The 11616-nt window shown below is 40.6% G+C and carries 10 protein-coding genes; 7 read left to right on the top strand and 3 right to left on the bottom strand.

The genetic code is table 11. The features are described from left to right. Positions 1–15: 15 nt before the first annotated feature. The gene (locus NJ959_RS18000; RefSeq protein ID WP_254013121.1) at positions 16–942 is read right to left on the bottom strand and encodes a lysylphosphatidylglycerol synthase domain-containing protein; all 927 of its coding nucleotides are present in this window, start codon (positions 940–942) and stop codon (positions 16–18) included. A 449-nt stretch (positions 943–1391) separates the two neighbouring features. Between NJ959_RS18000 and NJ959_RS17995 the strand changes: the two genes are divergently transcribed. Genes NJ959_RS17995 through NJ959_RS17985 form a run of 3 tightly spaced genes read left to right on the top strand, consistent with a single transcriptional unit; the run spans position 1392 to position 4872 of the window. Continuing rightward, positions 1392–2558: a glycosyltransferase family 2 protein gene (locus tag NJ959_RS17995; RefSeq protein WP_254013120.1), complete on the top strand. Its 1167-nt coding sequence runs from the start codon at positions 1392–1394 to the stop codon at positions 2556–2558. Between the two features lie 43 nt (positions 2559–2601). Next, positions 2602–3279: a methyltransferase domain-containing protein gene (locus NJ959_RS17990; RefSeq protein WP_254013119.1), complete on the top strand. Its 678-nt coding sequence runs from the start codon at positions 2602–2604 to the stop codon at positions 3277–3279. A gap of 27 nt (positions 3280–3306) precedes the next feature. Continuing rightward, positions 3307–4872 carry a glycosyltransferase family protein gene (locus tag NJ959_RS17985; RefSeq protein ID WP_254013118.1) on the top strand — a complete coding sequence of 522 codons (1566 nt, stop codon included), beginning with the start codon at positions 3307–3309 and terminating at the stop codon, positions 4870–4872. Between the two features lie 77 nt (positions 4873–4949). On the opposite strand, the gene NJ959_RS17980 is transcribed toward NJ959_RS17985, so the two are convergent. Next, positions 4950–6194, bottom strand: coding sequence for an aspartate aminotransferase family protein (locus NJ959_RS17980; RefSeq protein WP_373693675.1), 1245 nt, complete (start codon positions 6192–6194; stop codon positions 4950–4952). 626 nt (positions 6195–6820) lie between these two features. On the opposite strand from NJ959_RS17980, the gene NJ959_RS17975 reads away from it, so the two are divergent. From NJ959_RS17975 to NJ959_RS17960, 4 genes are all read left to right on the top strand, one after another. Beyond that, positions 6821–7945 (top strand): RNA polymerase sigma factor, RpoD/SigA family, encoded by a 1125-nt coding sequence (locus NJ959_RS17975; RefSeq protein ID WP_254013116.1) that lies wholly within the window; start codon positions 6821–6823, stop codon positions 7943–7945. Positions 7946–8206: 261 nt separating this feature from the next. Continuing rightward, a complete protein-coding gene (locus NJ959_RS17970; RefSeq protein WP_254013115.1) occupies positions 8207–8707 on the top strand; it encodes a GNAT family N-acetyltransferase in 501 nt (166 codons plus the stop codon). A 56-nt stretch (positions 8708–8763) separates the two neighbouring features. After that, complete coding sequence (locus NJ959_RS17965; RefSeq protein ID WP_254013114.1) at positions 8764–8967, top strand: glycogen debranching protein; 204 nt, start codon at positions 8764–8766, stop codon at positions 8965–8967. 111 nt (positions 8968–9078) lie between these two features. After that, a complete protein-coding gene (locus NJ959_RS17960) occupies positions 9079–9657 on the top strand; it encodes a DUF2808 domain-containing protein (protein ID WP_254013113.1) in 579 nt (192 codons plus the stop codon). A gap of 133 nt (positions 9658–9790) precedes the next feature. On the opposite strand, the gene NJ959_RS17955 is transcribed toward NJ959_RS17960, so the two are convergent. Continuing rightward, a complete protein-coding gene (locus NJ959_RS17955) occupies positions 9791–11500 on the bottom strand; it encodes an ATP-binding protein (protein ID WP_254013112.1) in 1710 nt (569 codons plus the stop codon). Positions 11501–11616 lie beyond the last annotated feature (116 nt).

The following is an 11616-nucleotide window of genomic DNA, read 5'->3' as shown; positions in this document are numbered from 1 at the left end:
CCCATTCCCCATTCCCTATTCCCCATTCCCCTCACTCAAAATTGCCAATCCCGCTGCGATAACTTCTGCGAGAATACTGACAATCCGAAATAGGGCAACAACTGTGAGAATCAAACCTCCAGAGAAGTGGTTATCTAAAAGTGCGATCGCAGTTGCTTCAAAGACTCCCAAACCTCCCGGCGCTCCTGGTACAATTAATCCCATCAACCAGGCAAAACTAAATGCACTCAATAACTGAGGAATTTGATTAAGCTCAACAGGAATAAGTACCAGAAAAGTAAATAAAAATCCAGTTCCCCGTAAGCATAAAAAACCCATTTCTCCCAGTAAAGGTAATAGAGGATAGCGTTCAATCCGAACTGGTTCAGTTTTGCCAATATTTCCCTTAGAGCGGTTTAATCGCTGAATTACTGGGTTAAGAATTCGAGGATGAATCCCTAATAAAACCATAGTTAAAGCAAAAATTTGCAGTCCCAAAGTCCGGTGATCTGATCCAGTTACTATCCAACCTAATCCATTACTAACTAGGGCAATAATTAAAGCCGCAGCAGCCATTAAAAGCGGTTCTAATAATACACTGAGAGTTGCAACACCGACAGAACCACCTACACGAGTCACCGCTGAAATGCGACCATAGTAATGCCAAACATTACCCGGTAAATACTTAGCAATATTAGTTTTAAGATAAACTTGAATCGCCCATAACCGTCCCACAGGTTGCTTAAATCCGCGTAAAATACCAGTCCATACCCAGCCAGAAAAAGTATGAGCGAGTAACGTAATAACTAGGGCGATAGTTAACATGAGCCATCCCCTAGTATCAATGCGAATTAGAGCAACTTCACGCCAGCGATCTTTGAAAGTTTTTGCTATAAAAAATAGGGTTATACCCAGAATCACCCAGCGTAAGTAGGGTTTAACAAAAGACAAAATATTCTTCATGAACTGAGAGATTGAAGGTGTATAGTAGAAGATGAGATATGGCAGATGCCCATTGAAGTCTTTCAGTCAAGAACTACTTCAAGATAGTTAAGTAAGTTGGCACAAATCTACACGAGTTTGTAACATAATGTAAATTACAAAAATTAATTATTAGCCTTGATGAGAGATTATTTACATAACTATACATATTTGGGTTTAATTATACCCACCTAAATGTAAATCACAAAACTTAATTATTAGCCTTGATGAGAGATTGTTTACATAACTAAACATAGTTTTGGGAACTTCCAGAAGACTATGTAAAGATTAATTAATAAATTTTTGCTTTTTTCCTTAGCTTATTGTAAAATCCACTTACTTAAGATTTCCGTTTTATTGATTGATGGTTCTCAAGGAATCAAAGCCTTGGGTATTTAAAAAGCTGGCTAAAATAAGAAGAAGGTAAAGGAATGCTAAACCAATTGCCTGACATACAGACTGCCTGCGTTGAACTTTCCATCGTTATGCCTTGCCTAAACGAGGCAGAAACTTTAGAAACCTGCATCAATAAGGCGCAATACTACTTAGCCCAACAGGATATTTCTGGTGAAATCATTGTAGCCGATAACGGCAGCACAGACGGATCTCAAGGGATCGCAAAACAGATGGGAGCGCGTGTTGTTCCGATTAAAGCCAAAGGATACGGCAGCGCCCTAATGGGCGGTATTTCTGCCGCACGCGGTCAATACATTATTATGGGAGATGCTGACGATAGTTATGACTTCACCAACCTAACTCCATTTATCAAAAAGTTGAGGGAGGGCTACGACTTAGTAATGGGAAATCGCTTCAAAGGTGGTATCAAACCTGGTGCTATGCCACCTCTACATAGATATCTAGGAAATCCTGTCTTAACATTCATAGGAAGGTTGCTCTTCCCCGCTCCCTGTGGTGATTTTCACTGCGGGCTACGGGGTTTTAGGAAAGACGCGATAGAACAACTAAACTTGCGTACAACAGGTATGGAATTCGCCAGTGAAATGGTAGTCAAAGCTACCCTACACAAAATGCGAATTACTGAAGTACCAACAACTCTATCTCCTGATGGTAGGAGTCGTCCTCCTCATTTGCGGAGTTGGCGAGATGGTTGGCGACATCTGCGATTTATGCTACTATATAGTCCCCGATGGCTGTTCCTGTATCCCGGTGGATTGCTAATGCTTCTTGGTTTAATAATTACCTTGTGGTTATTACCTGGCTCTAGAGGTATTTTTGATATACACACTCTGCTATTTGCAGCCACAGCTATTATTGTTGGATTTCAGGCAGTCGCTTTCGCTATATTTACTAAAATATTTGCTATCAGTGAAGGATTGCTTCCTGAAGACAATCGATTAAACAAGGTATTTCGCTATATCAACTTGGAGGTCGGATTGATTGTTGGTAGTATACTTTTATTATTAGGTATCACTGGATCGATCTATGCTTTTGGCATCTGGAAGGTACATTTATTTGGTTCGCTGAAGCCTTCCCAGACGATGCGGATAGTGATTCCATCAGTTACCTGTCTTGCTTTAGGTTTTGAAGTTATTCTGTCAAGTTTCTTTTTGAGTGTTTTGGGGTTGAAACGGCAATGAGTATTATTGATATGCCTATATTACTACCGAAAAAAGTTTAATTATGACTGACTATAAAAAACATGAAAATAGCCCTTATATTGGACCAAAATTATCTGGTTTAGGGACTAAGCTATCTTGGTATGCTCGCCAAAAAATGTTTAAGTCATTGATGGAAATGGCGGACATAACACCCGAAATAACTGTGTTAGACGTTGGGGTAACTTCGGATCGTCGTTTGGATTGCAATTTTTTTGAGAAGCTATATCCATATCCTCACAAACTTACAGCAGTTGGCTTAGAGGATGCTTCCTTTCTAGAGCAGGATTATCCTGGTTTAACTTTTGTTAAAACGGATGGTTTGAGACTACCTTTCCCCGATAAAAGTTTTGATTTGGGGGTCAGTTTTGCTGTGATTGAGCATGTGGGTAGTCGCGATAATCAACGTGCTTTTATTCATGAACTATGTCGGGTTAGTCGTACTTGTTTTATTACTACTCCCAATCGTTGGTATCCCATAGAATTTCATACGGCTTTGCCTCTGATTCACTGGCTGCCACATTCCTGGTTTCGCCAAATTCTCAGATGGTTAGGCAAAGAGTTTTGGGCGAAAGAGGCAAACCTTAACCTTTTATCTGAAAAAAATATGTTAAGTCTTTTTCCAGTAGATGCTAAAGTGCGTAAAAAACATTTCCGACTTTTGGGATTGATATCAAATTTAGTTTTTTATATTGAAAATTAAACATAGGTAATATAATTTTGACTACTAATGAAAACTCTTATCAAGGTATCTCTAATTGCCCTGTTGTGGATTAGCGCCATTAACTCAGGAACGATTAATGCAGATGCACGCCTCAGATTGGAAATGGCTCACGCCTGGTGGAGAGGTACTGAAGAAGTCGATCCCGATTATCAGCCGCAGAGTCGGGAAGAGTTTTTTGCTCTAGTCAAGGGGGTAGACGGTAAGCGTTATATCCCTTACGATGTCGGACAGCCTATGCTCATGCTTCCTGGTGATTGGTTGGGCACTCAACTACACCGATGGTTTCCTAAAGTAGGGGAAAGAGATTTTCGGAGTTTAGTTATTAACTTCGTAATTTTTGTGCCATTGAATGTTGCTGCTGTCGTCTCTTGTTTCTGGCTGCTGCGGCTTTTTGATTTTAATGAGAGAATTGCTGGGTTAGGGAGTATTACTTGGTTACTTGGTACAACATTTTTGCACTACGCCCAAGTGCCTCAACAGAATAATCAAGTGCTACTCTTTGTTACCATCGGTTACGCCGCAGCTTTAGCTTTTGTAAAGCGTGGAATTCCTCACTTTGCTGTCATCAGCGGCATCGGGTTAGGTGCTGCTTTCCTAATCCGCCTAACCAGTATTATTCATGTTTTGACTGTATTGCTTTTTCTAGTGGGCTGTGTAGCCTATCAAAGCCGCGACAAGCTAAAAATTATTCAGGTTATGGGATTGTGGCTAGGTGGTTTTCTGCCTTTGGCTTTGGTGGAAAGAGTCTTGACTTACAACCGCTATGGGAGTTTTTTGGTTAATCCCCAAAGCCTTTCTCTAAAACAATTAACTACGGAGCCAATCTGGGCTAATCTACCAGAGCTACCTGCTAATTATCCCTTTATTAATCCACCTTATGTCGGGATTCTTGGACCACTATTCTCACCAGCGAAAAGTATTTTTATTTACGATCCGTTACTATTACCTTGTTTAGTGTTAGGAATTGTTATCTGGAAAAGACTCTCACCTTACATACAGTGGTACTTAGTGACTGGAATTTTTAATCTTGGCTTACATCTACTTCTCACCAGTCGTCTCGATTTCTGGCATGGTGATGCTGCCTGGGGAGCTAGGTATCATGTTACCTCTGTCCAACTATTACTTATTCCTCTAGTTGCCTTATTTATACAGGATATCCTAGCTGCAAAACGGTTGAAGCTTTGGCTAATGCGAGGGATTATTACTTTAGCAATTATAGTCCAAATTTCTTCGGTTATATTACTTTTCTCTCTGGAGTCTGCTCAAGCTTTGTCTCTTCCATCAGCATCTCAGTATCTTCAATTTCGTTTAGGTGAGCGTTGGACGAATATTGCGTGTGAGATTGACTCTTATTTCTCTAATAGTTCTTTTCCCGAACACTGCCTTAATAAAAACATTAGTTTCGTGAACTCTCGTCAGGAGTATTTTCTAAAAGATCGCCATCAAGTAGCACTTTTACCATTTAACTACGCTCGGTTTGGATTTAATCGAAAGTGGGTATTTATTCTGTGGGGATTAGTATTGACACTGGCGATTGTAACTACTTTACGCTTCTGTCTGAAGACAGGGTAATGGCTAATAGCTAATCGCTAATTGAGAAGTTTATAAACCCGGTTTCTTAAAAAAACCGGGTTTCTTGGTTAAGTCAATCAACTGGTTAAAGATGCGATCGCGTTTTCCAGCAAATGAACCGCTTTCTCAATTTCCTCAGCAGAAACAATCAATGGTGGCACAAACCGCAGTACTTTAGGTCCTGCTGGCACTAGCAATAAGCCTTGCTCCATCGCCGCTTTCACTACATCTATTGAAGTTAACTCAATATCAGCTTTTAATTCCATCCCATTCATCAAACCCCAACCCCGTACTTCTGTGAAAAGATCGGGATATCGATCCGCAATCGCAGTTAATTTCATCCGCAACTGTTCGCCCCTTTCCTGGACATTTTGCAGAATATTTTCCTTTTCCAAGGTTTGAGCAACCGTCAAGCCTACAGCACAGGCAAAAGGATTTCCACCAAAGGTGCTAGCATGTTCTCCCGGGCCAAAAACATCGCAGAATTTCTTGCACATCAGCGCCCCAATTGGGATACCACCAGCTAATCCCTTGGCGCTGGTAAAAATATCTGGTTCAATACCCAGATTTTCATAACCCCAATATTTCCCTGTGCGACCCATACCTACCTGAACTTCATCTAAAATTAGGAGGATGCCCGTATCGTCACAGATTTCCCGCAATTCCTGGAAGTATTCTTTATTGCCAGGGCAAACGCCACCTTCTCCCTGCAAAGCTTCCAGCATAATTGCCGCCACCCGCTGATTACCTTCATCAATTTCTGCGATCGCATTTTTTAGTGCTTCAATATCGTTGTAAGGGACATAACTGAATCCCGGCACTAAGGGATCGAAATACTTCTGATACTTTGGCTGACCAGTAGCTGTAACCGTCGCTAGCGTCCGTCCATGGAAACTGGCTTTTGCCGTCAAAATTACAGGTTTCTCAAGATCTAAGACCGTATGGGCGTATTTCCGTGCTAGTTTGATTGCCCCTTCGTTTGCCTCTGCCCCAGAATTACAGAAAAATACTCGATCCGCACAGGAATGCTCGACCAACCATTTCCCTAAGTCCCCTTGCTGTGGTATGTAGTATAAATTAGACACATGGTGAAGGGTTTGAATTTGGCGCGTCACGGCTTCCACCATTCCTGGATGGGCATGTCCCAGAGTACAGGTAGCAATCCCAGCCACAAAGTCGAGATATTCCCGCCCCGACGTATCCCAGACACGGCAACCCAGTCCCCTTTCCAGGGCAAGGGGAAAGCGTCCGTAAGTTGTCATGATGTATTTATCAAAGTCACTTGAGTTATAGGGGATATTCACTCCTGACTCTATTGCTATAGGGAGTTTCTCAACGATAGTTTCTGCGATCACGGATTAATGCTCCTAAATTTTGATTCTCTTCTGGCAATATTAGACAAAAAGGACGGGAGAAAGAAAGCCCACGCCTTTCTGAGGTGGAATCGATATTGATAACCATATCTAATCCTATTCGATTGTAATGAATCTTACATTTCCCAATTTTTTACGAAACACGGCGATGTCAACCACAAGCTGGGTGGGGCAAAAGTCGGAAAATTTTTTTACTATAGATAGAGAATCTCCCTCGATCTCAATGACCCTCAAAACACTACGATCCGGGCTTTCCAGGCAAATGCTTTGAGCCTTAAAGATCGTGCTTTTATGCAAATGTGTTACCATTGTATCGCTTAAATGTGCCACAACAACTACCTAAATTGGTAATCGCAGCCTTACCGTCAGTATTTTCTGCTCCTTAAGTTTGAAGAGGGCTATGCTAGGATTGATTAATTCTTCTAAACCAAACCTTATATATCCTTGGTAGCTCTCCCAGGCACTAGTTACAGTCCTTTTTGAAAAATTACCCATATTTCTTACATCCGTCATGTAAATATCATCAGGGTCTTTTTATCACAATCCTCAATAACACTCAAAACTCAAACCCGACTATGAATAGTTTTGAATTAAACCAAACTGATACACTCAAGTTGACAGAAGATACAGAATTTTCTGACAATAACAACCATGAGATAGAAGAAAATGACTGGCATACCGTGGAAGTAGAATTTTCCGAATCAGTCCAGACTTTAGGGGCAAGTCGTTCATTGGGATACCGTAAAGGTGGCATTGATGATACAGTCGGTGCATTTTTTAAAGAAATGGCTCGTTACCCTCTCCTTAAGCCCGAAGAAGAGGTGGAATTGGCTCATGCGGTTAAGTTTCTAGTGGAAGTCGAAGAAATTCAGGAAAACTGGCAAGAGGAAATGGGGCGCAAAGCAAGCCAAGCCGAAGTTGCCCAATCCCTAAATCTGACACAAAGTCAGTTGGAAAATCGCCTCTATCGGGGTCGAGTAGCCAAGCGTAAAATGATTCGTTCCAACTTGCGATTGGTGGTTTCCATTGCTAAACGATATCTCAACCGGGGTGTTCCTTTCCTAGATTTAATTCAAGAAGGTGCATTAGGCTTAAATCGCGCTGCGGAAAAATTTGACCCTACTAAAGGTTACAAATTCTCCACCTATGCCTACTGGTGGATTCGTCAGGCAATTACCCGTACTATTGCTAACGATGCTCGCACGATACGCTTGCCCATCCACATTGTCGAAAAACTCAATAAACTGAAAAAAGTCCAACGGGAACTTAAGCAAACATTACAACGAAATCCTAGTGAAACTGAACTTGCTAAAGCTCTCGATATTAGTTGTACCCATTTGCGGCAGTTACTAGAATTGCGACGGAGATCCCTCTCCCTCAACCATCGCGTAGGTAAAGCAGAAGATACTGAATTAGTCGATTTACTCGAAGATAACGATCTGAAATTGCCCGAAGATCAAATGAATGAAGTCATGATGCGTCAAGAGATTTGGGATGTCTTGACTGACGTATTGACAGAGCGAGAAAGAGATGTAATATCTCTCCGCTATGGTTTAGTTGGTACAGAATCCTATACCCTAGAAGAAGTGGGGAATATCTTCAATCTCTCTCGCGAAAGGGTGCGTCAGATTCAAAGCAAAGCCATGCGAAAGCTGCGCCGCCCCCAAGTTGCCAGACGCTTGCAAGGTTGGTTGACTTAGGTTTGTTATTGGTTATTAGTTATTAGTTATTAGTTATTGGTTATTGGTTTGCCAAGAAACAAGAAACAAAAAAGAACAAACAAGAAACAACAAAGAACAAACAACAAAGAACAAACAACAAACAACAAACAACAAATAACAAATAACAAACAACAAACAACAAACAACAAATAACAAATAACAAATAACAAACAACAAATAACAAACAACAAATAACAAATAACAAACAACAAACAACAAATAACAAATAACAAACAACAAATGACTGATAACTTCAGATTACGACAAGCCACACCTTCCGATGTACCCATGTTGTTTGCATTGATTCTGGCACTGGCAGAGTACGAAAAACTATCTCACACAGTCACTGGTAATATAGATAATCTCAAAGAACACCTATTCGGTGCTAAACCCTATGGAGAAGCAATTATAGCAGACTATGGAGGGAAAGGAGTAGGATTTGCCCTATTTTTTCACAACTATTCCACATTTTTGACCAAGCCAGGAATTTATATTGAAGATATATTTGTTTTACCAGAATTTAGGCGTATGGGTATTGGCAAGGCAATCCTAAAATACATTGCTGAGTTAGCAGTGAACCGTAGCTGTGGACGTTTGGAGTGGAGCGTTTTAGACTGGAATCAACCTGCGATCGCATTTTACGAGGAAATGGGGGCTTCTGTCTTACCTGACTGGCGGATTTGCCGGGTGACTGGCGATGCTCTCACCCAACTAGCAGGGAAAACATCTGTGGTATTTTGAACTGTTATTGGTTATTGGCAAAATAACAAACAACAAACAACAAATAACAAACAACAATGATTTGGGTAAACGAACAGATTGATCCGTCAGGTCTGATTTATTCTTGTATTGCCACCTGTAATGAAGAGGAAGCACAAGACTGTCACAAGTCTTTCCAACAGAATTTGACACAACAGCAAAAGTCGGCTGGGTGGGTAGCAAGGTTAAGAAAAGTTAATTCCTGGGATGAAGTACCAGTTAACTCTTTGAAGCTTAACTAAAATCAATAGTACTTTACCGTTCGTAGTAGGCGCTTAAGCGCCTCCTATAGGTTACAACTGTAGTAAGGGTAACGTCGCGGTTCCGATTTTCCCCGTTACCCCAACAAAAATATGCGTATTCATACAATATTGGGCACAACAATAGCATTAACAGCAACCTTTACAGGAGTTGCTGTACCCTTTGCTGAAGCAATTCAGCTAGCTAATGGCACAGTTGCCTTTGTAAGATCGCCTCATTTAATTGCAGCTAGCACTACTTTTAATGAAGCGTATGCTTGGGGTGCGACTTACTATTTCACCGTCGAATTACCAGAAAATATTGGTGAACCCCTCGGGATGGTGAAGATTCAACAGCGTGAAGGATTTGAGACGATTAGATTCAATCTGGAAGAGAGTTTTGTATTTGAAGGAAAGCATCGGCATAAAGGTGATAAATTAGCGATTGTAGAGGTAACTGAAGACAAAGAAACAAAGACGATTTCCCTGACTTTTGATCCACCAATTTCTCCAGGAAAAATAGTCACAATTGGACTTCGCCCTGTGCGAAATCCAATTGATGGAATATATCTTTTTGGCGTTGCAGCATTTCCGGCGGGTGAAAAACCCTACGGTTTATATTTAGGAGTGGGAAGGCTACATTTCTACGATGATTTTGACAGACACTTTCCTTTTATCGACTTATGGAGATAGCAATTGATTTTCGCTAATTAGGGCTTGCTGAATAACTATTTAATCCATTGGCTATCTAAATCTGACTTATTCAGCAAACCCTAATTCCTCTACTAGGTTCAAATTTTGAAAGGGTGACTTTTGCCTGTTGGCACTAGGAATTTCCTGGATAAAGAGGAAGTTTAATTACAAATTCTGTCCCTCTACCAGGATGAGAATTACATTCTAATTCTCCTTGATGTTTCTCTACTATAATTGATTGACTAATCGACAATCCTAAACCACTTCCACTACCAACAGCTTTAGTGGTAAAAAAAGGATCGAATAAGCGCTGTTTTACAGCAGATGGTATACCATATCCATTGTCAGAAATGCCAATAATAACTGCTGTTTTACAGTCACTTAGTCCGGTACGAATCCGAATCGAGGGTATTAAAAATGAATCATCCTCAAGTCTTTTTACTAAAGCATCAATCGCATTAGAAAAGATATTCATAAAGACTTGATTGATTTGACCTGGATAGCATTTCACCATCGGGATTTGACCGTACTCTTTAACCACCTGAATCGCCTGTCTGTTATATTGTTTTTTAAGGCGGTGCTTTAAAATCATCAAGGTGGTATCAATTCCAGCGTGGAGATCGACAGTTTTTTTCTCGGCTTTATCTAGATGGGAGAAATTCCGCAAAGATATCACAATTTCCTGAATGCGGTTTGCTCCTTCTCTCATAGACATCAATAATTGAGGGAAGTCTTCCTTGACGAAATTGAGGTCAATAGCTTCAATCTCCTCTTGAATTTCTCGCGGAGGATTCGGATATTGCCGTTGGTAAAGCTCAATTAAATGCAAAAGGTCAGCAGCATATTCGCTAGCTGGGGTAATATTACTATAGATAAAGCCAATGGGATTATTGATTTCGTGAGCGACACCCGCTACCAATTGACCTAAACTAATCATCTTTTCATTCTGAACTAGTTGGGATTCAGTACGTTTAATTTCGTACAGAGCTAATTCTAATTCTTTTGCTTTTTGGCGTTCTCGTGCCTCTGACTGACGTAAAGCTTCTTGAGCAAGTTTTTCTTCAGTGATGTCGTTTAATGTGCCAGTAGTTCCGGAAATTGTTCGATCTGGAGCAAAAGTTAAACGCGCCTGAACCTCAAGCCAACGAAAGCGTCCAGAATTAGTTAGATAGCGGATTTGATAGCGACAGTCGCCTTTTTTTCCTTCAATCAGAGTCCGAAATACGACGAGATTTCGAGGACGGTCATCTGGATAGATATAATTTGAAATGGGAGTACCTAAACTTGCCCCAACAGAAAATCCAGTAATTTCTTTCCAAGCTGGATTTAAGAATGTCCAATTGCCGTTGACATCGGTTTGAAAAATGACTTCTTTAATGTTATTAACGACAGAGCGATATTTCTCTTCGCTAAGGCGCAAGGCTTCTAGGGACATTTGACGCTGCGCCGCGTAACGGAGGGAGCGAATCAGCAATTCGCCACAAACCTTCCCTTTCACTAAATAATCCTGCGCTCCAGCTTGGATTGCCTGAATAGCAAGTTCTTGATCTTGACAAGCTGTCAGAACTACAATTGGTGTATTTAGACCATACTCTTTAAACCTAGAAATCGTATCCAGTCCCTGGCTGTCAGGCAGTGATAGATCTAGCAAAATAACATCAAACGTGTTTTTATGCAGCAGTTGTATGGCTTGACTCACGAGTCTGACACGGGTTAACTCAACTTGGATATTATTCGTTTGCGATAGCAAATCTTGGATTAGCTTGGCTTCCGTCGTATTGTCTTCAAGAAGGAGTACATTTAGGTAAATACAATTAACCGTTGCTTTCAAAGGAGATTTCATGGCGCTATTTATTCAATTTTTTGTATTATTATTATAATCTTACTTAAGATAAGTTTAACTTTATATAAAGTTCCTGTAAAGTAAAGTAAAATAAACTTAATGTCAGTTCTGTAATC

Origin of the sequence: Limnofasciculus baicalensis BBK-W-15 (genome assembly GCF_024178385.1) — a bacterium.
Lineage (GTDB): Bacteria > Cyanobacteriota > Cyanobacteriia > Cyanobacteriales > Coleofasciculaceae > Limnofasciculus > Limnofasciculus baicalensis.
The sequence above is the reverse complement of the archived record's forward strand: the minus strand, read 5'-3'. Positions and strand labels throughout refer to the sequence as shown.

Excerpts from the sequence above, each read along its gene's own strand:
- NJ959_RS17975 (WP_254013116.1), top strand. The coding sequence starts at position 6,821 with ATGAATAGTTTTGAATTAAACCAAACTGATACACTCAAGTTGACAGAA.
- NJ959_RS17995 (WP_254013120.1), top strand. The coding sequence starts at position 1,392 with ATGCTAAACCAATTGCCTGACATACAGACTGCCTGCGTTGAACTTTCC.
- NJ959_RS17960 (WP_254013113.1), top strand. The coding sequence starts at position 9,079 with ATGCGTATTCATACAATATTGGGCACAACAATAGCATTAACAGCAACC.
- NJ959_RS17970 (WP_254013115.1), top strand. The coding sequence starts at position 8,207 with ATGACTGATAACTTCAGATTACGACAAGCCACACCTTCCGATGTACCC.
- NJ959_RS18000 (WP_254013121.1), bottom strand. The coding sequence starts at position 942 with ATGAAGAATATTTTGTCTTTTGTTAAACCCTACTTACGCTGGGTGATT.
- NJ959_RS17990 (WP_254013119.1), top strand. The coding sequence starts at position 2,602 with ATGACTGACTATAAAAAACATGAAAATAGCCCTTATATTGGACCAAAA.
- NJ959_RS17955 (WP_254013112.1), bottom strand. The coding sequence starts at position 11,500 with ATGAAATCTCCTTTGAAAGCAACGGTTAATTGTATTTACCTAAATGTA.
- NJ959_RS17985 (WP_254013118.1), top strand. The coding sequence starts at position 3,307 with ATGAAAACTCTTATCAAGGTATCTCTAATTGCCCTGTTGTGGATTAGC.
- NJ959_RS17965 (WP_254013114.1), top strand. The coding sequence starts at position 8,764 with ATGATTTGGGTAAACGAACAGATTGATCCGTCAGGTCTGATTTATTCT.